The sequence below is a fragment of the Leuconostoc carnosum genome (genome assembly GCF_014207505.1).
Taxonomy (GTDB): Bacteria; Bacillota; Bacilli; order Lactobacillales; family Lactobacillaceae; genus Leuconostoc; species Leuconostoc carnosum.
In genome coordinates, this window is sequence record NZ_JACHGL010000002.1 from 242359 (window position 1) to 264593 (window position 22235).

Consider the following 22235-nt stretch of genomic DNA (forward strand, 5'->3'; position numbering starts at 1 on the left):
ATGTTGTAATGATATTTTGTGTCAGTGCAAAATACTATAACTTATGTATGTTTTTTGTTATGATATAGGAAGTCGTTTTATTTGTCTGAGGAGTAGGCTATTAACATGAAAAAAATTACAATTAATTGGCGGAAAATTTTATTAACTTCTATTATTTTTTTGGCGAGTTCCGCTATACAGGTGTTGTCACTGAATGCCTTTTTGATTCCTAATAAGGTTTTTTCAAGTGGCTTTAATGGTATTGCACAGTTACTATCATTATTATTTGTTCACGCGTTTAGTTTAGACCTACAAACTGGAATCTTTATTATGATTTTCAATATACCAATTGGTATTATTGGTTGGAAAATGATTGGTGGTCGATTTACCATACTGAGTTTTTTGAATTCAATCTTTGTTGCTGTCCTACAGATTGCAGTACCAACGCACTCACTTACTACTGACCCACTATTAGCATCCTTATTTGGTGGCCTTTTGTTAGGTGTATCTATTGGCTTAGCCTTACGTTATGGCTTCTCTACAGGCGGCATGGACATCGTCGCGATGGTTGTTCAGAAGCGTACTGGTAAGTCATTAGGTGCACTGATGAATGCAATTAATTTTGGCGTCGTGCTTGTGGCTGGTGCATTTATCGGTTGGCAAAACGCCTTGTTCACGTTAATTGGTATCTATGCAACAGGTCGAGCAATCGACGCACTGTATACAGGTTACCAGAAATTAACTGCTTTAATTGTAACTTCTAAGGGTGATGACGTTGTTGAAGCACTGCATAGGGATCTGATCCGCGGTATTACAATTTTACCATCAAAGGGTGCTTACACAAAGCTTGACTCGATGACATTAATGATGGTATTATCACGTTATGAATTAGTTGAAATGCAAGAAATTGTGCACGACGCAGATCCAAAAGCATTCATTAATTTAATTAGTACAGTTAGTGTATCTGGTGAGTTCTTTGATGCAGATCGGCAATTACAAATGAAAAAGGCGATAACGGTACCTAAAGTGGAAACCGTTGAAGCACAACTTGAAGCTGAACAGCAATTAGAGGCGCAGCTTGGTCAAGTAGAAGATAATAAAAATTAAGAAAATAGAGGGAAATTTATGCCTATCGTACAAGTAGAGTTATTAGAAGGACGTACACATCAACAATTAGCTAAGATGGTTAAGGATATTACCGATGCTATAGTAGAAGATGCCGGAGCTTCACGTGAAGCAGTCCATGTGATTGTACGCGAAATGCCAAAAGACCGTTACTCAGTTGGCGGCGTGTTGAAGAGCGATCAATAAAGTCTAAATAAAAAGCAGAACATGTAGGCACATGTTCTGCTTTTTATTTAGATTTTCACATTAAATCAGTCGAATCACGCACAACTAATTTTCCGTCCATTACAATACGTTGTATTTCTGTCTGTGGGTGATCACGAATGGTTAAAAACAAACGGTAGAGTTGCTTACCAGTTTCAAAAAAATCAAATTCAAAGCTAGTTAAATTAGGCGTGACAGTCTCACTGAAGTAAGATTTACCAAATCCAATAAAACGCGGTTGTTGATGAAGAGAAAATGCAGATTGCATGGCACCAACTACGATACGATCACTCGCACCAATTATGAGATCAAATTTTTCTTTTTCCATGGCTATTAACGCATCTGATTTGGCAACATCTAATTTAAAGTCAGTGACGACTTCTTTATGCGGAATACCTAAAAGAGCATCATCAATGCCGACAAATCTGTTATGTCCAACCGCACGATCTAATGTGGCATCAACCTTTAAGAGTAGCACATTTTTAGGTGTTAACTTTTTGAGGTACTGCCCAACAGCTTGACCTGCTTGAATATCATTTAAAATTACACGGTGAAAATCAGGTTCATCTTGTCCTTGAATAATAACTGGTAGTTGAGATTCTTTCAAAGCCTCACGAATATCATCCGTTAAATTAGCAGTTAAAACAATCAATCCACTAACATTTTGGGACTGTAATTTTTTGATTGCAGCTAGTTCACGTTGGCTGTTTTGATAAATATTAACAATTAAAAAAGTATCATTTTTGTTCAATTCATCTAGTCCACGCAACATGTCAGATTGCGCAATTGAATCTAATCTAGGAACAATCACGCCAATCGTGTGATTCACTTGTTGTTTTAGACTTTGCGCAAATGTATTTGGTGCATAGTTGTGTTCTTCAACAATACGATCGATTTTTTGTCGTGTATGCTGACTAACGGAACCGCCATTAAGGTAACGTGAAACCGTACTTTTTGCAACACCAGCTAATGTTGCGATGTCATTAATTGTGATTTTTTTATGCATAATTTAATAATATCAGAAAAAGTGTATATTGAGGTCACAAATTCACGACAAATAAAATTAAAATAAAGGCTTGCAAAATATTATGTAAGCGGTTACAATATAAAGTGTAATAAAGAACCGGTTCCAAAGTGCACTATCATACGTTGTTATATAAGGCATGTTTTGTTGACATGTATAGAGGAAAGAAAAATGAACCATAAAGAAGTCGCAAAGCGCGTGGCTAAAGCGTTACAAAAAGACAATATTGTCGCAGCAGCTCACTGCGCAACTAGATTACGGTTGGTAGTTAAAGATATTAAAAAGATCGATCAAACAGCATTAGATAATGATCCTGATCTTAAAGGTACTTTTAATGCCAATGGACAATATCAAATTATCGTTGGACCTGGGGATGTTAATCATGTCTATGATGAATTTGTGAAATTAACTGGTGTGAAACAAGCATCCACTGATGACTTGAAAAACATTGCTGCAAAATCTGGTAAGAAAAACCCATTAATGGATTTAATCAAAGTATTATCAGACATTTTCGTACCATTAATACCGGCCTTGGTTGCTGGTGGTTTGTTAATGGCCTTGAACAACATTTTGACTGGACAAGGGATGTTTGGTCCTAAGTCATTGGTCGAAATGTTTCCACAAATAACAGGGTTATCGGAAATGGTTAATTTAATGGCTAGTGCGCCATTTGCCTTTCTGCCCATTCTGATTGGTATTACAGCTACACGTCGTTTTGGTGGCAGTGAAATCCTTGGTGCAGCTGCTGGTATGATGCTGGTTATGCCAAGTTTGATTAATGGTTATAACGTTTCTGAGGCAGTAGCCACTGGAAAAATGCCGACTTGGGATTTGTTTGGTTTATCAGTTGCTCAAGCAGGTTATCAAGGGCAAGTGCTACCAATCATCGGAGTTGCTTTTATCTTAGCTACTCTGGAGAAGTTCTTTCATAAGCACCTTAAAGGTGCTATTGACTTCACATTTACACCAATGCTATCAATGTTGATTACTGGCTTTGTGACTTTCATCGTCGTTGGTCCATTACTACGTATTGTATCAAACGGTATTACTGATGGATTAGTTTGGTTAGTCACAACATTTGGCTTTGTCGGTTATGCGGTATTTGGTTCATTTTATTCAGCTATTGTTATTACTGGATTGCATCAAAGTTTCCCAGCTATTGAAACCCAACTATTAGCCAATATTGCAAAAACAGGTGGTGATTTCATTCTCCCAATTGCCGCAGCTGCCAACGTTGCGCAAGGTGCTGCTACATTTGCAATTTACTTCTTGGCTAAAGGCAATGTGAAGTTACGTGCCTTATCATCATCAGCTGGTGCTTCAGCAATGTTAGGAATTACTGAACCTGCGTTGTTTGGTGTTAACTTGAAATACAAGTTCCCATTCTTCATTGCATTGGGATCATCTGGTATTGCAAGTTTGGTGATGGGATTATTCCAAATCATGTCATCATCACTTGGACCGGCTGGTCTGATTGGATTTATTGCTATTCCCGCCAATAAGTGGGTGGGATTCTTCATCGCAATTGCGATTAGTTTCATATTAGCTTTCACACTGACTTTGGCTTATGGCCGTTCACACATGCCAGAAATGGATCAACCACAAAATAATGATGATACAATAGTTGATCAACATGATGACGGTTTCGAGGTGGCTGCACCGATTGCTGGTCAATTGGTAGATATTGCCTCTGTTAATGATCCAGTATTTTCAAGTGGTATGATGGGACAGGGTGTAGCTATTGAACCAACTGATAATCGGGTGCTTGCACCGGCTGATGGTGAAGTTACAGTTGCTTATGCGACAAACCATGCTTATGGTTTGAAAACAACAGATGATGTAGAAGTACTTATCCATATTGGGATTGATACAGTTAACCTTGATGGTAAAGGATTCGAGAGTCAAGTGACACAAGGTCAACAGGTTAAAAAAGGCGATGTTTTGGGAACGTTTGATAAACAAATCATTGTCGACGCTGGATACCCAGTGACAACAATGGTGATTGTCACTAATACAAAAGAATTTGCAGATGTTGCATTAGATGAATCATATGGCACAGAAGTGGTACCTGGTAATGCGATTTTGACAGCTGTACCAAAAGTTGTTAATGAAAACGTCAATATGGCAAAGGCGTAAGGAGATTGAATGTTAGTAACAAATGACGAAACTGCTTTTGAGCAGTTTCATTTATATCCAACAAATGGTTTGTTGAATGACCCTAATGGTTTGGTATTCTTTAAAGGTCAATATCATGTATTTTATCAGTGGAACCCATATGCTTGTGACCATAAATATAAAGAGTGGGGACACTTTGTTTCAGATGATTTAAAAACATGGCAGCGGGTGGCATCCGCGCTAAAACCATCACTTGAAAACTTGGATAGTGCTGGTATTTATTCTGGTGCAGCCTTTATTCATGAGGATCGTTTATATCTTTTTTATACGGGTAATGTCCGTGATGAAGCAGGGCACAGTGTGAAGTCCTCGCAAATGTGGGCTGTCAGTGATGATGGGATTCACTTTGAAAAGCTAGGTGAATTATTCCCACATCCAGAAGGTTTCACGAAAGATGTTCGTGATCCCATGGTTTGGCAAGGCAAGAATGGTCATTATTTTTTAATCCTTGGTGCGCAACATGATAATAAGATTGGTGATATTATTATTTATGAATCAACCGATTTCAAAACATGGCAATACAAAGGGTCGCTAATTGAAGATCAATTATTAGATGTACGTGGTTATATGCTGGAATGTCCAGGATTTGTCGACGTTGATGGGAGACAAGTTTTAATGTTTTCACCCCAAGGGCTAACTCCTGATCTAAAAAATCATCGTTTTGAAAATATTCATAATACGGGTTACGTCATTGGTCGTTTTGATGAAAAAACAGCACGATTTCATGTAGAGACAGAATTTAAGGAAGTTGACCAAGGGTTTGAATTTTACGCGCCACAAACAATGAGTTTACTCAATGGTCGCCGTATTATGTGGGGATGGGCTGGGATGATGACGCCAGAACGTGAAAGTGCTGTACCCACCATTAAAAGTAACTCATGGGTACATGTTCTAACGGTACCGCGTGAATTACATGTCAACGACCATAATCAACTCACACAGCAACCTATTTCAGAGATTTTAGATCCTGAAGAGGTAGATAACGTCGAGAATATTAGTGTTGGACAATACCGGCTAAATATTACCGATGATTGGCAGTTACAGCTGGGCCAAAATGTTACGATTACCCGACAATCAGATACTTTGAAGTTAAAAAGGCGTCAATGGGAATCTGATGTGGTAGAGAGTCGTCAATTTACAGGTGATTTGGATAATTTGTTGTTAATTGTTGATGTGGATATTATTGAAATTTATACTAGTGATGGACTTAATGTCCTGACCAGTCGCTGGTTTTAGCAAAAAATTGAAAGAGATATATAAAAGAGAGAAAAAATTAAAGCAGGTGGAAGAAAGTTTTGCTGAACAAATGAGTGATTACTTAAACGTACCAGATTTAGATGAGTATATTGTCCTTGTTGCCAACGGTGACAATACTGGGCTGCTTCTACCTAGCTAAGACGCTTGTTAAATAAGCAGTATTAAAGAAAGTATGAATAAAAAGGATAACGCTTTCAGCAACTTTGTTGAAAACGTTATCCTTTTTTCATTAAGACAATTTATGCTGTTGTAATGCCTGTAGAGCTAGATGATGTGCACCTAAATTTTCTTTTTCAGGCAGCCATTGATTTAAGACTAACGGATATGGTGATAATAACTTGATAATATTGTCTACAAATGGTTGATAATGTTTAGCATATTGTTTATCAATGGCATCAATCAATATCTGAGAGTCACTATAAATTTTTAAAATATCGATTTTTTTTGGTAATTGCTGTAGTGCCCAAATCAGAGCACAGAACTCAGCTTCATGATTGTCTTGAGTAATAGGAAGGGCAGCTTTTTGTTGTGACTGTATTTTATCGATGATAATCACAGTACCGGCAGCTGTTTGACCAGTATGTATATCACGTGCGGCATCAACATAGAGTGTAATCATCAAGTTAGCTCCTTTATTCTACAATAATATATTAACATCATAATTTAATTCATTCTAGCCAAAGATTATTTGACATAATGAGGGTTGCTTAAAATTGTTCTTAAAACGTAATTGAAATCCATGGTAAAATAAAGAAGAACAATTTGAAAAGCATAATCAGTTATATTTTTATACAGTAAACAAGTTATGTTAATAAAGTAGGGGTAATAGAAAAGTATGATACCAAAGCGCGGATTTTTCCAACCAGTAGATTCAACAGGGCAAATTGGATGGCTGTGGTGGCTTATTTTTTTGATGGCTGGCATTATCTTTTGGAGTGAAATAGGCTTTAAAATTCAAATTATACCGATTGCTTATATTGTAGTGATGTTAGTTTTGGCGATCGTAATTATTTTACGTCGACGGATATATGTTGCAGGAGCACAACTTTTCCTGGGGCGGGTTTTTGGTGCAGAATATGAAAAAATATCATTACTTCAAATTGATAATTGGCAATTAAATGGACATACTTTATCATTTACACGTGCTGGAAGATTACGTAAATATTGGTTAAGCGCCAATATTGCACAACAAATTAAGGAATATATGAATACGCATGGCGGAAAAAATAACAATTAATATCAAAGAACAACAAGGACGTCTGGATGCTATTTTAGCAAAGGAGGATATTCCTTACTCACGTACAGTTTTAGCAGATTGGATACAAGATGGCACCGTTTTAGTGAATCAGAAAAAGGTGAAACGGTCTTATAAGGTCGTATCTGGAGATACTGTGACACTGACACCGCCTGAAGTACAAAATACGGCAATTGTTGCAGAAGACATACCACTAAGTATTGTCTATGAAGATAATGATCTGATAGTGGTTAACAAACCGCAAGGCATGGTGGTACATCCTGCTGCTGGACATACTTCTGGGACATTAGTGAACGCATTGTTGTATCATGCACCATTGTCAACTATTAATGGTGAATTTCGTCCTGGTATTGTTCATCGTATTGATCGAGATACGAGTGGATTACTTATGGTAGCTAAAAATGATGAAGCACATCAAGCCTTATCAGCTCAACTTAAAGATCATAAAAACCAACGTATCTATTATGCGTTAGTGCGCGGCGAATTTACAGAAGAATCTGGTACGATTAATGCGCCTATTGCAAGGCACAAAGTAGATCGTAAGAAACAAGCAGTACAATCAGGCGGTCGTGAGGCAATCACGCACTTTGAAGTATTAAAACGCTATGTTGGTTATACTTTATTAAAGGTGCAACTTGAGACCGGTAGGACGCATCAAATTCGTGTACACATGACCTATATTGGACACCCTGTAGTTGGGGATCCGGTCTACGGTTCTGCACAAAAACTGCCTGGTGTGAATTTAGAAGGGCAGTTATTACATGCGAAAACAATAAGCTTGATACAGCCAAAAACGCATGAAGAACTAACATTTAATAGTCCTTTGCCGGCCTATTTTGAGGCAGCATTAGACACATTGACACCGATTATCTAAAATGAAAGGAATGTGTGGCAACAATTGATTAGGTCTGCCATATACAGATGATTATGACTAATAAAGAGGTACTTGATAATGCATCGTTGCAACGAGCACTGACACGTATTACTTATGAAATAATTGAACGCAATAAGGGTGGTCAAGATTTGGTTCTTGTGGGTATTAAAACACGAGGTGAATTTTTAGCACACCGTGTGGCCGATCGTTTAGAGCAATTGGAAGACGTTAATATCCCTGTCATGGCGATTGATGTGACAAATTACCGTGACGATGTCTTGAATCGTGATGATAATTTGGGTTTAAATGATGAAGAGAAAACTAACATTGCCAATAAAAATATTGTGTTGATAGATGATGTGCTATTTACCGGGCGCACGATTCGTGCAGCACTGGACGCATTAATTCATATCGGACGTCCCAGTACAATTGCTTTGGCTGTATTAGTAGATAGAGGGCATCGCGAGTTGCCAATTCGTGCCGATTTTGTAGGTAAAAATATTCCTACGGCACAAAATGAAAAAATAAAAGTACTTGTACAAGAAATCGACGGACGTGATGCTGTTGAAATTGTACATTGAATTAGGAGAACAAAACGGTTTGCTGCTTAACTAGTAATTTACTAGGAACAGTCCGTTTAGAAATTATGATGCAACGCCATTTAATATTAGAAGACGGTACGACATTCCAAGGCATGAGCTTTGGATCACCGGCAACGACTTTTGGGGAAATTATTTTTCATACAGCCATGACAGGCTATCAAGAAATCATTACCGATCCAATTTACGATGGGCAAATGATTGTTTTTGCGACACCTATTGTTGGTGCGGCTGGTATTCATGCGGAAGCATATGAGTCTGTTAAACCTACAATTCGTGGCATGATAGTTAATGATTTAGCAGAGGTTTCTGTCAATCGTCAACGCCGTATGAATCTAGATCGTTTTTTAAAGCAACATAATATACCTGGTCTGTATCAAGTTGATACGCGGCAATTAATTCGACATCTACGTGAAACAGGACCACAGAAAGCTACGATTGTTGATTATGCTGATGAGCATGCAGTTGATCAATTGGTTGCAACTGTTTTGACTAATAAACAGGTGCAGAATATGGCAACACCTAAACCTTATGCTAATCCAGCGCGTGGTCGACATATTGTTGTGATTGATTTTGGATTAAAACATGGTATTTTAAGAATGTTAGGTGATTATGATGCTAATGTTTCTGTTTTACCGTACACAACTAGTGTTGACGAGGTGTTGACACTAGATCCAGATGGCATTATTTTATCTACTGGACCTGGTGATCCTCGAGCATTACCAGAAAGTGTTTTGACACTCATTAGGGTACTCCAGTCAAAAGTACCGATGCTTGGCATTGGTCTTGGACACGAATTATTTGCACTAGCAAATGGTGCAGAACTCATGCCATTGCCATCAGAACATCATGGTATGAATCACCCAATCCAAGAAATTATTTCACGTCAGATTTTTTATGCGATGCAAGGGCAAGGCTATGCCGTTGATGAGAAAACAATCGATCGTAAGAAACTATTTGTTACTTACCGTGACCTAGTGGACGGTGCGGTACAAGGATTGCGTCATCGTGATTTCCCAGCATTTAGTGTACAATTTTTCCCAGATGCAGCCCCAGGACCACTAGAAGCAACAACAGTATTTGCAGACTTTTTTGAAACGGTAGAAGATTATGTCGAACACTATAACCAACAATAAAATAAAAAAAGTATTGTTTATTGGTGCTGGCGCAAATGATTTTGGTCGCGAAGGTGAACATGATGCAGCGATTTTTCAAGTCATGCCAGAATTGCGTGGTCATGGTATTGAAATTTTTATCATTGATGATAATCCTTATGCCTTGTCTCTTGAAAGTTTAGCAGCAACTGTTTTTTGGCAACAATTGACAGTTGATAATCTAAAAAAAGTTGTTCGTGAAAATAATATTGATACAGTTGCACCTTTATTTGGTGGTGAATCTTCTCTGCGCTTGTGGGCAGAGGTTGTACAAAGTTGGGCGCACGGCGATGGTACGGTGCCAAGTACTTTAGGACTTAGCATTGACATGCTACTTAAAGTCAATAATATTCCTGCTCTAACAGCCATGATGGCTGATATTGGATTACCAGTCATTAATAATTATGTTTTAAAAGCACAAGATGAAGCCAATGAACTATTGCGTGAATTGCATTTACCATTAATGGTGCGCGCGCTACATCCCAATCAAACAAACACACGACAAATTGTTGAGCGCTTGGATGATTTTGAAGATGCTATTAATCTGGCAAAAACGCAATCAGTCACACAAGAAGTGATTATTTCGCGTGCGATTAATGGTTTAAAAGAAGTTAGTATAGAAATATTGCGAGATGTCCGTGGTAATAAAATGCAAATTGGCGCTAGTGAAGATATGGATCCAATAGGTATTCATACAGCTGACTCGCTAAGCGTCTCGCCCATTCTAACGATTCAAGATCAACTCATTGGTCGTATGCGTGACTATGCTTTTAGAATTGCAGATATGCTGCAATTGAAGGGCGTGATGCATGTGCAGTTTGCAGTAGATGATGACACGCATACAATTTATGTGATTAAAGTTTCGCCATACATTGATCAGATGGCTACGCGCATGTCGCTGGCAACGGGTTATCCAACAATGCTTGTGGCAATTAATTTAGCTATTGGTGTACCGCTTGAAGAAATTGTATTGCCACATGATTTTGGAAAGCATGTGGCTATGATGGAGCCTATGATGGATCATGTTGTGGTCAAGCTACCGGTATTTCCTTTTGGTGAACTTGAAGCGGCAGGGGTACATGTCAATCGCCAATTGAACAGTGTGCAAAAATCTGTTGGTTCAACGTTAGGATTGGGGCGTACTTTTATTGAGGCTTTGGAAAAAGCAATTCGCTCTGCTCACTTTAATAATGCCAGTTTTTCACCGACAAATATGAAGCATATTAACGATGATGAATTAATCCAGCAGTTAATTCATCCGCAAGATAACCGAGTTTTGTTACTAATCGAAGCTATCAAGCGTGGCTATGAAATTGACGAATTAGCTGAATTAACAGCTATTGACGAATTTTATTTTTACCAATTGAAATATCTTCATCAACTCGAGAGTGAAATTGAAGCCAATATCGATAACATCGATGCCTTGCGATTAGGTAAAAAGTATGGCTTATCAGATGGTTTAATTGCTCGTTTTTGGCACACTGATTTTAATATTATTCGAACACTAGCTAAAGAAAACGGGATTAACGTGACCTATAAATCTGTGGAGCCCTCAGCAGGTGAGTTTCCAGAAAATGCTCGGCAGTACTATGCGACATATGAATCTGAGAATGAGTCGGTTCAAATTAGCGATAATACGGTATTAGTCATTGGATCAGGTGCTTTTCGAATGGGGGATGCTGCGGCTGGGGGGTATGCTACAACAGTTGTCATGTCAGAGCTGCGTCGTCTGCAGTATCCAACAATCATTATGAATAACAATCCAAGTGATGCAACATTATTGCCTCATCTTGCGGATAAGCAATATTTGGAACCTTTAGAAGTTTCAGATGTTATGAAAGTTGTGGAATTAGAAAAACCGAAAGTTATTGTTATTCCAGGTAATCGTCGTAAACTCATCAATGCTTTACGTGATTTGAATCAAAATGTTGTCATATTACCAAAAACAAAACATATACCAGGTGGTCCAAATGAGAATCAATCTGAATTTGCTTTGAACATATTTTATGATGGCCAGCAAGCTTATCCAATTAATTTGACACAACATATGGCTGGTGAAATGCGTGTCATCCCACAAGTGGCCCATATTCCAGATACAATTGTATCGACAAATTTTGAAGCTCCTGGTGTTTACCAAGTTATCTACTATCAGAGTATAGTTCATTGGGTTGATCGTATGGATTTATCAAATATGGGTTATGATTCATGGATACGACCTATGCCGTTTGGTCAAGTGGCTTATTTGTCAAAGGCCATGCAAACGCAATGGTTAAGATTGACAATTCGTGCAGCTATGGATGACTTAACTAGTCGAGACATCGAATTACTGCAAACAATTAATGAACGTCCAATTGTTTATCCATACAGCATGATAGCAGCTGATATTAACTATCGTCTACATTTACAGCCTCACGAAGTGATTGATGGGACTAGATTTGAAATGGGTGTTGGTGTGAAAGACTATGGCTGATAGTAAAAAATATGAAACACACTTATATACTGGCATTGTTGTGACACCAAATGCTTCTGGCAAATATGAACCAAAGGTAGACGCAAAGACGCATGTTTGGCGCACTGGAAAACATACTAAAGGTAAATATCAACGAATTGGTCAGGTGTTTTTGACAGAAAATAATCAAGCGGTCGCGGTTTTAACAGTTGAAAAATTAGCTTTTAATAAACGACATCAATATACAGCTTTACAGCGTTGGACTAATGAGCAAGTTGAATTAACATTACTTACTAATTGGTTATAAAAACACCCAAATGTGAGCATGATAAACATTTGGGTGTTTTATAGTGAAGTTTAGGATTTTAAATTTCGAGTATTGAAGTTAAACAATATGGCATTAATAATAATGATTATTGCGCTGAATATAAAAATACCACGATAATCATATATACTGGCTACCAAAGCACCAAGCATGGGACCGAGTACAGAACCAATAGCCTGAAAACTTTGATTATAACTAAATATACGGCTTGTCATTGCTGTTGGTGTATGTCTAGATAGTAGTGTTTGGACTGCTGGCATCATAGTGGCATCACTAATTCCTACAATGAATCTTAGTACCATAAGTATTGTTATACTTGTGACAAATGCAGTTGGAATAAAAGCAATAACGGCAATCATAAATCCAATTTTGATCATGCGCTCTGTACCAACACGATCCCCGATACGACCAAATGATGGCGCAACAAGCACCGTAGCAATACCAGGCATTGCTGCAACGACGCCAGCAATAAAAGTGGTGTTCCCAGCATTATTGGTTAATTCTCGAACGAATAAACTGACAACCGGATTGATAGATGTATTGACCATCTGTACAAACATTGTTGTAATAAATAATCCAATAATAAATTGTTTATTGGGTACTTGTTGCCATAATTCTCTGGTGGATGACTCAGCGATATGTGATATTTTAGGTTGAGGGTCTTCTTTGACTAAAAATAGGGTGAGAAAAAAAACTAAGAGTAGAATGGCACCAGTAATATGAAATGACATTCGGTAGTCAAACACAGTTGCCAGTATACCACCAAATAGTGGGCCCAATAAGTTACCAGCTGTCATCCCCGTAACCAAAATACCAAGTGCTCGTCCAGCGTGTTGTTTTGGTGTTTGTGTTGCAATTAAGGCATTAGAATTGGAGACAAAGCCACCCATCGCACCTTGTAGTGCACGAAGGGCAAACAACTGCCAAACATTTGTGACAAAGCCCATTAAAAATAAAATAATGGCCATACCGAGCGCAGCACGTAAGAGCATCAATTTTCGACCTTTACGGTCAGCTAATTTCCCCCAAAGAGGTGAGACAAAAGCCGTGACCAGAAAGGTAATTGCAAATACTGCACCAGAATAAAAAGTTAATTGGTTTTTATTGAAATTACCAAGTGTGTCGATATACAACGATAAAAAAGGCATGACCTCACTAAGTGCAATACCAGTCATAAACACACCAAACCAAAGTACAAAAACATTGCGGTGCCACAATGAATCAGAAGATTCTTGCGACGTGTGATTGTTTTCAGACATGGTGTCCTCCTTTGCAAATAAAATGATATTAATAGTTTATGCTTATTTTTAAAAATAAGCACGTTATAATACTTAACTTGTGAAAATATTATAATTTTATTATAATTGAACTACGTATAAAAGCGTATTAAGGTATGTTGCGGTTATGATAACAGTGACGTATCTTCCGGAATAAATGAAGGGAAAAGTCCATGTAGATGCGAATTGATTATTCAATATGCAACGTTTTTTTGTAGCTGAAACTGTGTTGTGTCATGGGTCGTTAATAGTTTATTTATGGGCAAATATAATTAATATGGCAAAAACAAAAAATTACACAGGCGAAGAAGTACTTGATTTGGTCGGACAATACATGTCAGATGCCGATACGGCTAAGGTGAGAGAAGCTTATCTTTGGGCAGCTGCTTTGCATGAATCGCAACGCCGTAAATCAGGCGAGCCATATATTGTTCATCCGATTCAGGTTGCTGCCATACTAGCAGAATTAAAAATGGATACAGCGACGGTTATTTCTGGCTATCTACACGATGTTGTTGAAGACACACCAGCAACACTGGCTGATGTTGAAGCAAAATTTGGTGCGGTAATTGCTCAAATTATCGATGGTGTCACTAAAATTAGTAAAATAAAATATCAAAGTTCACAAGAACAACTGGCGGAAAATCACCGTAAGTTGCTTTTAGCCATGTCTAAAGATATTCGTGTGATAATTGTTAAACTAGCTGATCGTCTGCACAATATGCGTACTCTCGGTGCGTTAAGACCAGATAAACAACGGCGCATCGCTAGTGAAACATTGGATATTTATGCACCTCTAGCGGATCGCTTGGGTATTAGTGCAATTAAGTGGGAACTTGAGGATCTGTCCCTAAGCTATCTTGATACTGAAAAGTATCATGGTATTGCCTCACAAATGAACATGAAACGTGATGAACGTATACGTTATGTTGAAGAAGCTGTTTCTGAAATAGAGAAGACCATTCATGAACTAGAATTAAAAAATGTTGATGTTTACGGTCGGCCAAAGCATATTTATTCAATTTATCGTAAGATGACAGATAAACATAAAGCATTTGAAGAAATTTATGATTTATCAGCTGTGCGTGTTTTAACTGATACAATTCCTGATACTTATGCAGTACTAGGGGCCATTCATTCAAAATGGATGCCTGTACCAGGCCGATTTAAAGACTATATCGCTTTACCAAAAGCAAATGGTTATCAAAGTTTGCATACAACTGTTGTTGGACCTGGTGGTCGGCCGCTCGAAGTACAAATTCGAACACACACCATGCATGAAGTTGCCGAATATGGTGTTGCAGCCCATTGGGCCTATAAGAAAAATAAAAACTCCAATAAAGAGGCTAATGTCACTGATAAAAATGAGCATGCACTCAATGTCATTCAAGGTATTTTAGAATTACAAGAAGATGCTAAAAATGCTGAAGATTTCATGGCAAGTGTTCAAGGTGACTTATTTAGCGATCGTGTCTATGCGTTTACTCCGCGTGGCGATGTTTTTGAGTTAGCAAAGGGCGCTGGCCCATTAGATATGGCCTTTTCAATTCATACTAATGTTGGCATTAAGACCGTGGGTGCAAAGATTAATGGACGTATTGTGCCACTAGATTATAAGATTAAAACTGGTGATATTATTGAAATTATTACCAGTGCGACTGCCAAACCAAGTCGCGATTGGTTGGATCTAGTATCTACGCGTCGTGCGCGCAATAAAATTAAACAGTACTTTAAACAATTAGATCGTGATGATAATATTTCTGCTGGTCAGGATTTATTGGCGCGTAGTTTACGAGACACAGGATTTGATCCAATCACTGTTTTGACGGCAGATAAATTGACCAAAACTGCCGAGAGTATGCATTTGAATTCTTCAGATGATTTACTCGCAGCCATTGGGTATGGTGATGTCGCTTCGCCAGGTGTAGCTAACAAATTAACTGAAGACATTCGCGAAGCACAGCAAGAAGAGGCGACAGCAGAGCTACAACGTGAATTGCTTGAAGAGGGTCATGAAATTAAGCGTGAAAATACAGCATTGACACAGCGGCAAAGAGCTGTGGCTGATGATATTGTCATTGCCGGTGTTGATAATTTATTGATACGTTTAGGTCGTTGTTGTACACCGGTACCTGGCGATCATGTGAAGGGATATATTACTAAAGGACGTGGTATTTCCGTTCACCGCATTGGCTGCCCGAATATTCGAGCTGCCGAAGCCCATGGTCAACGTTTGATTGATGTCCAATGGGAAGATGATAAAGGCTTAAAACCAAATTATGATGCTGATTTAAAAGTGCACGGTGAAAATCGCAATGGCTTGCTAAATGACGTGTTAAGATCAGTTAATGGTCGTACGAAATATGTTAATTCAGTTAATGGTCATGTGACAAAGAACGGCATGGCACAGGTTTCATTGTCCATCGGTGTCAAAAACAGTGAACAATTAGACCAAATTATGGATTCATTAAATAATTTGCCTGCGGTTTATGATGTTGAACGGACTTTCCATTAAAAAATCTTGAGGAGCAGGTCGCATGAAAATTGTGTTACAGCGCACTTTAGAAGCAAGTGTGGAGATTGATAACCAAACCATTGGTCAAATTAATCATGGTTTTTTATTATTAGTAGGTGTGTCAGATGATGATACACAGCAAGACATTGATTATCTAGTTCGCAAAATAACACAATTACGTGTTTTTGAAGATGAACAAGGTCGATTAAATTTAAATATTAATGAAGTAGCCGGTCAGATACTTTCTGTATCGCAGTTTACGTTGTTTGCTGATACCAAGAAAGGTAACCGACCAAGTTTTACGAAAGCCGGTTCACCAGATTTTGCTAAAATAATGTATAATAAATTCAATACTAGCTTACAAAATACAGGGTTGTATGTTGCAACAGGTCAATTCGGTGAAGATATGAAGGTATCATTAGTGAATGATGGTCCTGTGACTATCATTTTTGATACACATGATAAATAAAAGGCATTACGTTCATTAGTTGAACGTAATGCCTTTTATTTACTATTGACGGCGTTTGCGGATGGTATGGTATAAACCAAATGGTATGGTACTTTCAGTGCCATTTTTGATACGCAAGATATTCGTACGGTGTCGGTAAAAAACGAATGTTGTGAGTATAATTGATACGACCAGTAGAATCCAATCGTGATAGAAAAAAGAAAATAAAACTGCTGAGCTAAAGGCAACCATAGAACTAGCTGAAACCATTGATGTTAGTAATAGCACAACAATAAAAACAGCTATAACAAAAATAAAGAAGGGGGGGTTGTATGCTAGCAAAACACCAGCAGAGGTTGCGACTGCCTTACCACCCTTGAATTTAATCCAGATTGAAAATGTATGGCCTAAAATTGCGGCAAGTCCAACCAGCATGGGATTAATGTTATTATTAAATAATAGCGGCAAGCAACCTGCAGCTGTTCCTTTAAGTAAATCAAGAACAAGTGTAATACTTCCCGCAATAGGACCTAGTACACGAAAAGAGTTGGTTGTGCCGATATTTCCTGAACCCTCATCTAAAATATTTTTGTGATAGAATATTTTTCCAATCCAATAGCCGGGGATCAGAGATCCTAAAAAATAAGCAATGATGAACATTAATATAGTTACAAACATGATTTGAACTCCTCTTATCAGTGCGATAACGCAAATCTTATTTTATCATAAAAAGCGATAGTAGATGGGGTTAATTAATAAAATTGAAACATTTATACTTGTCAGATGGGAAAAATTAATCTATGATAGGATAGGCTGACACATGAAGGTGGACAATTGTTCTCTGATGTCAATAAGTTTTAATACAAGAAAGATATGAGTATTCATGGCAGAAAAAAATCACTATGATTCAGATTCAATAAAAATTTTAGAAGGGTTAGAAGCGGTTCGTAAGCGGCCAGGTATGTATATTGGCTCAACAGATGGGCGTGGTTTGCACCATTTAGTTTATGAAATCGTTGATAATGCCGTCGACGAAGCACTTGGTGGTTATGGTAATGATATACGTGTAACCATTCACGCTAATAATGCTATCACTGTTCAAGACTTTGGTCGTGGCATGCCAGTTGGTATGCATGAATCAGGAAAACCAACACCTGAAGTTATCTTAACAGTCTTGCATGCTGGTGGTAAATTTGGGCAAGGTGGCTATGCTACCTCAGGTGGATTACATGGTGTAGGCTCATCTGTTGTTAACGCATTGTCTGAAAGCTTACAAGTGACCATTGTACGTGAAGGTCATAAATGGCAAGAAGATTTTAGTAACGGTGGTCAACCAGTCGGGACGTTACGTGATTTAGGTAAAACAAAAGAACCAACCGGCACCACGCTTACCTTTAAGCCGGATTCAAGCATTTTTAGTGCGACCGTGTATAAATACGATACACTGTCCGAGCGTTTACGTGAATCCGCCTTCTTAATGTCGGGCGTTAAGTTTACTTTAACTGATGAGCGTGTTGAACCCAATCGTGTTGAAGAATATCACTACGAAAAAGGGCTTGAGGCATTTGTTAGTTTTCTAAATGAAGACAAGGAAACAATTGGTCCTGTCATGGCTTTTGAAGGGCAACAAGATAATATTGTTGTGGATGTTTCAGCACAATACAACGATGGCTATTCTGAAACATTATTATCATTTGTTAACAATGTCCGTACACAAGATGGCGGGACACATGAAGTTGGTTTCCGCACAGCTTGGACAAAGGCTTTTAATGAATATGCACGTAAAGTTAATCTTTTGAAGGATAAGGATAAAAATCTTGAAGGTTCTGATGTGCGAGAAGGTTTATCTGCAGTGATTTCTTTGCGTGTACCCGAACAATTCTTGCAATTCGAAGGACAAACAAAAGACAAGTTGGGCACACCTGAAGCGCGCGGTGTGGTTGATAATGTAGTTAGTGAAATTTTAGGTCGCTTTTTGATGGAGAATGGCGATTTCGGTCAAAACTTGATTCGTAAAGCTTTGAGGGCGCGTGAGGCACGTGAAGCCGCTCGTAAAGCACGTGAAGAAAGTCGCACAGGAAAATCAAAGGGTCAAAAAGAACGGTTATTATCAGGGAAATTAGCACCTGCACATTCAAAAAATTCAGAACGTAACGAATTGTTCTTAGTCGAGGGTGATTCAGCCGGTGGTTCTGCTAAGCAAGGCCGTGATCGTAAATTTCAGGCGATTTTGCCATTACGTGGTAAAGTACTAAACACTGAAAAAGCCAAGTTGGCTGATATTTTGAAAAACGAAGAAATTTCAACATTGATTTATGCAATTGGTGGTGGCGTTGGTACAGATTTTAAGGTAGAAGATGCTGCGTTTAGTAAAGTCATTATTATGACCGATGCGGATGATGATGGTGCGCATATCCAGACACTATTGTTAACATTTTTCTACAAATATATGCGGCCATTAGTTGAAGCTGGACGTGTATTCATTGCCTTACCACCGCTTTACCGTATTAAGTATACTTCAAAGAAGCACGCAGATCAGTTTGCTTGGACAAATGATGAATTAGAAAAAATAACGAGTCAAAATGATGCACGTTACGAATTAACCCGATTTAAAGGTTTAGGGGAGATGAATGCCTCATTACTTTGGGATACAACGATGGATCCCGAATCAAGGACATTGATTCGGGTAAAAATTGATGATGCAGTCTTAGCAGAAAAGCGCGTCACAACATTGATGGGGGACAAAGTCGAGCCACGACGTGATTGGATCGAAGCTAACGTTCATTTCACTATGGACGAAGCAGGCTCCATCTTAGATACAGTTGAAGGTGATGATGCTAAGGCCAGTGATGTATTTGAGAAGATACGTCAACACGAAACTAAAGGCTCAGCAAAGAATAAGCCGGCATCTAAAAAAAGCCCTGTCATCACAAGTTGGCAGGATGATGATGCTGGTCAAACTGGACCAATGGACTTATTTTAATCGTGATGAATGTTAATGTTAGTAACAGCGTTTGATATCATAACAATGATATTTTGTTAGTTTAAACATTTCAATATTTTAGAAATACATCAAACGAAGGATTTGTTGGAGTCTTGCAAAAGGAGACAAGGAGTTAAATGGCAGATCGGATAACCGACCTTTCACTTGAAACAGTGATGGGAGAGCGCTTTGGGCGCTACTCAAAATATATTATTCAAGAACGTGCGCTACCAGATATCCGCGATGGTTTAAAACCAGTGCAACGTCGTATTTTGTTTGCGATGGATCAGGACGGTAATACTTATGATCACCCTTATCGTAAGTCTGCTAAGTCTGTTGGTAATGTGATGGGTAACTTTCATCCGCATGGTGATTCATCAATTTATGAAGCGATGGTTCGTTTATCACAGGATTGGAAAGTTCGCGAACCACTGATTGATATGAATGGTAATAACGGATCAATTGATAATGATCCAGCAGCAGCAATGCGTTATACAGAAGCTCGATTGTCTAAAATTGCTGGTGAAATGATGGCAGATTTGGGACAAGAAACGGTTGATATGGTGTTGAATTTTGATGACACAACCTATGAACCAACAGTATTGCCATCACGTATTGCCAGTCTATTTATCAATGGTGCCACAGGTATTTCAGCAGGCTATGCAACTGAAATACCACCACATAACTTAAAAGAAATCAATGCCGCATTAATTTATTTACTCGACCATCCCGAAGCACCGTTATCAGCTTTGATGCGGTATGTCAAAGGACCAGATTTCCCAACTGGTGGTATTATTCAAGGCCGAGAAGGCATTAAAAAAGCTTATAAAACTGGCCGTGGTAAAATTATTGTTCGATCAAAAACTGAAATTTCTGACCTTAAGGGTGGTAAGAAAAAAATTGAAGTAACAGAATTACCTTACGAAATTGTGAAATCAAATCTAGTAGCTAAAATCGATACAATTCGTTTGAATAAAGATGTTGCAGGTATTTCAGAAGTGCGCGATGAATCAGATCGTGAGGGGATGTCAATTGTTATTGAATTGGCAAAAGATGCCAACGCAGAAGGTATATTAACCTACTTGTTTAAGAAAACCGACCTGCAAATTTCTTATAACTTTAATATGGTCGCGATACATGATCAACGCCCAGTTCATGTGAGTTTACAGCAAGGATTACAGGCTTTTTTGGATTTCCGAAAGAATATTGTCCTTAAACGATCAACTTATGAGTTAGCTAAGGCACAAACACGTCAACATATTGTCGAAGGTTTGATTCGCATGTTGTCCATTTTGGATGAAGTTGTGACAACAATTCGCTCTTCCAAAAACCGTAAAGATGCTACACAAAATTTGATTCAAACATTTAACTTTACGCAACCACAAGCAGAAGCAATTGTGACATTGCAATTGTATCGTTTAACCAACACTGATGTCACACAACTAGAAGAAGAATTTGCTGAGTTAACAAATAAAATCAATCGTCTGAATTTAATCCTACATGAGGAATCTGCATTGAAAGATGTCATTCGTGACGAAATTACTGCAATCACTAAAACATATTCATCACCTCGTCAGTCTGTTATTCAAGCAGATATTGAAGACTTGGTCATTGATACGGCAGTAACAATTGCTCAAGAAGATGTTCAAGTTCTTGTTTCTCGCAATGGTTATTATAAGCGTGCCTCGCTACGCTCTTATAAAGCATCAGATGATGAAAATGGCTTAGCTGATGATGATCTTGTTGTTTTTGAAGGTAAACTAAATACAACGCAACATCTGTTTATGTTTACTAACAAAGGCAATGTTATTTATCGACCTGTACATGAATTACCTGATTCAAAGTGGAAAGATACTGGCGAACATTTTTCTCAGCAACTTGCTAATTGGCAGTCAAACGAGTGGGTGATTAATGTGATAGCCGTTGATAACCTTGAGCAAGGAGGAACCTTCACACTAGTATCCAATGATGGTTTTATTAAACAAACGACACTAAGTGATATGTTACCCAAAGCTTACAAGAAGAAAACGGCTATGGCAATGAAGTTAAAAGCCACTGGCAGTTATGTCGTCAATGTGGCATACTTTAATAAAGTTACTCAGCAAGAAATTTTATTATTGTCGCATAATGGTGTTGGATTAAGATTTAGTTTAACTGAGGTACCGGAAATTGGGGCACGTACAGCCGGTGTTAAAGCAATGGAATTACGTGATGCAGATACGATTATGTCAGCGTTATTTATTACTGATACTAGCCAATTGGTAGCCATTGTAGCGGAAAATGGTGCATTTAAATATATGCCAGTTTCTGAAATAACGCATTCAACAAGAGCCAGGAAAGGTCTTTTGATTTTCACGCAAAAGAAGACAGTAGCTTATCGTGTAGCGACAGCGACAATTTTCAACAAAGATACTAAAGCACTTGAAATTTTAACGCAACGTTGGCAAGTTCAAGATTTACAATTGAGTGATTATCGTGCGTCACAACGCGTTGGTAATGGGCAATATGTTGTTGATGTTGATAAGAATGGTACACCATGGTTTATTAAACCGCTTACAATATCAGCGACAAAATAACCTTTTTTTGATAAGA

The 22235-nt window shown here is 38.2% G+C and carries 18 protein-coding genes and 1 pseudogene; 15 read left to right on the top strand and 4 right to left on the bottom strand.

The window, feature by feature from the left end; translation table 11 throughout:
• Positions 1 to 105: 105 nt before the first annotated feature.
• Positions 106 to 1086, top strand: coding sequence for a YitT family protein (locus HNQ98_RS03265; protein ID WP_014974138.1), 981 nt, complete (start codon positions 106 to 108; stop codon positions 1084 to 1086).
• A gap of 18 nt (positions 1087 to 1104) precedes the next feature.
• Positions 1105 to 1290 carry a 2-hydroxymuconate tautomerase gene (gene thmT, locus HNQ98_RS03270; RefSeq protein WP_014974139.1) on the top strand — a complete coding sequence of 62 codons (186 nt, stop codon included), beginning with the start codon at positions 1105 to 1107 and terminating at the stop codon, positions 1288 to 1290.
• 55 nt (positions 1291 to 1345) lie between these two features.
• Here the strand turns inward: thmT and HNQ98_RS03275 are convergent, their stop codons facing one another.
• The gene (locus tag HNQ98_RS03275) at positions 1346 to 2314 is read right to left on the bottom strand and encodes a LacI family DNA-binding transcriptional regulator (RefSeq protein WP_135197289.1); all 969 of its coding nucleotides are present in this window, start codon (positions 2312 to 2314) and stop codon (positions 1346 to 1348) included.
• A 189-nt stretch (positions 2315 to 2503) separates the two neighbouring features.
• On the opposite strand from HNQ98_RS03275, the gene HNQ98_RS03280 reads away from it, so the two are divergent.
• The 3 genes and pseudogenes from HNQ98_RS03280 to HNQ98_RS03290 form a co-directional block, all read left to right on the top strand.
• A complete protein-coding gene (locus HNQ98_RS03280; RefSeq protein WP_184284948.1) occupies positions 2504 to 4468 on the top strand; it encodes a sucrose-specific PTS transporter subunit IIBC in 1965 nt (654 codons plus the stop codon).
• Between the two features lie 9 nt (positions 4469 to 4477).
• Positions 4478 to 5743: a glycoside hydrolase family 32 protein gene (locus HNQ98_RS03285; RefSeq protein ID WP_135197291.1), complete on the top strand. Its 1266-nt coding sequence runs from the start codon at positions 4478 to 4480 to the stop codon at positions 5741 to 5743.
• A 49-nt stretch (positions 5744 to 5792) separates the two neighbouring features.
• A pseudogene (locus HNQ98_RS03290) lies at positions 5793 to 5919 on the top strand (fructokinase); the annotation flags it as partial.
• Between the two features lie 74 nt (positions 5920 to 5993).
• Here HNQ98_RS03290 and HNQ98_RS03295 read toward each other — a convergent pair.
• Positions 5994 to 6383: a ribonuclease HI family protein gene (locus HNQ98_RS03295; RefSeq protein WP_135197292.1), complete on the bottom strand. Its 390-nt coding sequence runs from the start codon at positions 6381 to 6383 to the stop codon at positions 5994 to 5996.
• Between the two features lie 216 nt (positions 6384 to 6599).
• Between HNQ98_RS03295 and HNQ98_RS03300 the strand changes: the two genes are divergently transcribed.
• The 6 genes from HNQ98_RS03300 to HNQ98_RS03325 all read left to right on the top strand — a co-directional run bounded on the left by HNQ98_RS03300 (position 6600) and on the right by HNQ98_RS03325 (position 12402).
• Positions 6600 to 7001, top strand: coding sequence for an EbsA family protein (locus HNQ98_RS03300; RefSeq protein ID WP_135197293.1), 402 nt, complete (start codon positions 6600 to 6602; stop codon positions 6999 to 7001).
• Entirely contained in the window at positions 6979 to 7893 is a 915-nt protein-coding gene (locus HNQ98_RS03305; protein ID WP_135197294.1) for an RluA family pseudouridine synthase, read from the top strand. The genes HNQ98_RS03300 and HNQ98_RS03305 overlap by 23 nt, the downstream gene beginning before the upstream one ends.
• Before the next feature lie 53 nt (positions 7894 to 7946).
• Complete coding sequence (pyrR, locus tag HNQ98_RS03310; protein ID WP_014974147.1) at positions 7947 to 8474, top strand: bifunctional pyr operon transcriptional regulator/uracil phosphoribosyltransferase PyrR; 528 nt, start codon at positions 7947 to 7949, stop codon at positions 8472 to 8474.
• A gap of 68 nt (positions 8475 to 8542) precedes the next feature.
• A complete protein-coding gene (locus tag HNQ98_RS03315) occupies positions 8543 to 9628 on the top strand; it encodes a carbamoyl phosphate synthase small subunit (RefSeq protein ID WP_014974148.1) in 1086 nt (361 codons plus the stop codon).
• On the top strand, positions 9603 to 12116 hold the full coding sequence (locus tag HNQ98_RS03320) for a carbamoyl phosphate synthase preATP-grasp domain-containing protein (protein ID WP_135197295.1): 2514 nt from the start codon (positions 9603 to 9605) through the stop codon (positions 12114 to 12116). The genes HNQ98_RS03315 and HNQ98_RS03320 overlap by 26 nt, the downstream gene beginning before the upstream one ends.
• Positions 12109 to 12402, top strand: a complete 294-nt coding sequence (locus tag HNQ98_RS03325) for a DUF7671 family protein (protein ID WP_014974150.1) — start codon at positions 12109 to 12111, stop codon at positions 12400 to 12402. The genes HNQ98_RS03320 and HNQ98_RS03325 overlap by 8 nt, the downstream gene beginning before the upstream one ends.
• 50 nt (positions 12403 to 12452) lie before the next feature.
• Here HNQ98_RS03325 and HNQ98_RS03330 read toward each other — a convergent pair whose 3' ends face one another.
• Positions 12453 to 13679: an MFS transporter gene (locus tag HNQ98_RS03330; RefSeq protein ID WP_135197296.1), complete on the bottom strand. Its 1227-nt coding sequence runs from the start codon at positions 13677 to 13679 to the stop codon at positions 12453 to 12455.
• A 295-nt stretch (positions 13680 to 13974) separates the two neighbouring features.
• Here HNQ98_RS03330 and HNQ98_RS03335 point away from each other — a divergent pair, with 295 nt between their 5' ends.
• Complete coding sequence (locus HNQ98_RS03335) at positions 13975 to 16212, top strand: RelA/SpoT family protein (RefSeq protein ID WP_014974152.1); 2238 nt, start codon at positions 13975 to 13977, stop codon at positions 16210 to 16212.
• 22 nt (positions 16213 to 16234) lie between these two features.
• Positions 16235 to 16681: a D-aminoacyl-tRNA deacylase gene (gene dtd, locus HNQ98_RS03340; protein WP_135197298.1), complete on the top strand. Its 447-nt coding sequence runs from the start codon at positions 16235 to 16237 to the stop codon at positions 16679 to 16681.
• Positions 16682 to 16723: 42 nt separating this feature from the next.
• Here the strand turns inward: dtd and plsY are convergent, their stop codons facing one another.
• Positions 16724 to 17338, bottom strand: coding sequence for a glycerol-3-phosphate 1-O-acyltransferase PlsY (plsY, locus tag HNQ98_RS03345; RefSeq protein WP_135197299.1), 615 nt, complete (start codon positions 17336 to 17338; stop codon positions 16724 to 16726).
• Between the two features lie 205 nt (positions 17339 to 17543).
• Here plsY and parE point away from each other — a divergent pair, with 205 nt between their 5' ends.
• Positions 17544 to 19643, top strand: coding sequence for a DNA topoisomerase IV subunit B (parE, locus tag HNQ98_RS03350; RefSeq protein WP_135197300.1), 2100 nt, complete (start codon positions 17544 to 17546; stop codon positions 19641 to 19643).
• 137 nt (positions 19644 to 19780) lie between these two features.
• Positions 19781 to 22219: a DNA topoisomerase IV subunit A gene (parC, locus tag HNQ98_RS03355; protein WP_135197301.1), complete on the top strand. Its 2439-nt coding sequence runs from the start codon at positions 19781 to 19783 to the stop codon at positions 22217 to 22219.
• Positions 22220 to 22235 lie beyond the last annotated feature (16 nt).

Coding starts and splice junctions, on each gene's coding strand:
- HNQ98_RS03265 (WP_014974138.1), top strand. CDS start 106: ATGAAAAAAATTACAATTAATTGGCGGAAAATTTTATTAACTTCTATT.
- thmT (WP_014974139.1), top strand. CDS start 1,105: ATGCCTATCGTACAAGTAGAGTTATTAGAAGGACGTACACATCAACAA.
- HNQ98_RS03275 (WP_135197289.1), bottom strand. CDS start 2,314: ATGCATAAAAAAATCACAATTAATGACATCGCAACATTAGCTGGTGTT.
- HNQ98_RS03280 (WP_184284948.1), top strand. CDS start 2,504: ATGAACCATAAAGAAGTCGCAAAGCGCGTGGCTAAAGCGTTACAAAAA.
- HNQ98_RS03285 (WP_135197291.1), top strand. CDS start 4,478: ATGTTAGTAACAAATGACGAAACTGCTTTTGAGCAGTTTCATTTATAT.
- HNQ98_RS03295 (WP_135197292.1), bottom strand. CDS start 6,383: ATGATTACACTCTATGTTGATGCCGCACGTGATATACATACTGGTCAA.
- HNQ98_RS03300 (WP_135197293.1), top strand. CDS start 6,600: ATGATACCAAAGCGCGGATTTTTCCAACCAGTAGATTCAACAGGGCAA.
- HNQ98_RS03305 (WP_135197294.1), top strand. CDS start 6,979: ATGGCGGAAAAAATAACAATTAATATCAAAGAACAACAAGGACGTCTG.
- pyrR (WP_014974147.1), top strand. CDS start 7,947: ATGACTAATAAAGAGGTACTTGATAATGCATCGTTGCAACGAGCACTG.
- HNQ98_RS03315 (WP_014974148.1), top strand. CDS start 8,543: ATGCAACGCCATTTAATATTAGAAGACGGTACGACATTCCAAGGCATG.
- HNQ98_RS03320 (WP_135197295.1), top strand. CDS start 9,603: ATGTCGAACACTATAACCAACAATAAAATAAAAAAAGTATTGTTTATT.
- HNQ98_RS03325 (WP_014974150.1), top strand. CDS start 12,109: ATGGCTGATAGTAAAAAATATGAAACACACTTATATACTGGCATTGTT.
- HNQ98_RS03330 (WP_135197296.1), bottom strand. CDS start 13,679: ATGTCTGAAAACAATCACACGTCGCAAGAATCTTCTGATTCATTGTGG.
- HNQ98_RS03335 (WP_014974152.1), top strand. CDS start 13,975: ATGGCAAAAACAAAAAATTACACAGGCGAAGAAGTACTTGATTTGGTC.
- dtd (WP_135197298.1), top strand. CDS start 16,235: ATGAAAATTGTGTTACAGCGCACTTTAGAAGCAAGTGTGGAGATTGAT.
- plsY (WP_135197299.1), bottom strand. CDS start 17,338: ATGTTTGTAACTATATTAATGTTCATCATTGCTTATTTTTTAGGATCT.
- parE (WP_135197300.1), top strand. CDS start 17,544: ATGGCAGAAAAAAATCACTATGATTCAGATTCAATAAAAATTTTAGAA.
- parC (WP_135197301.1), top strand. CDS start 19,781: ATGGCAGATCGGATAACCGACCTTTCACTTGAAACAGTGATGGGAGAG.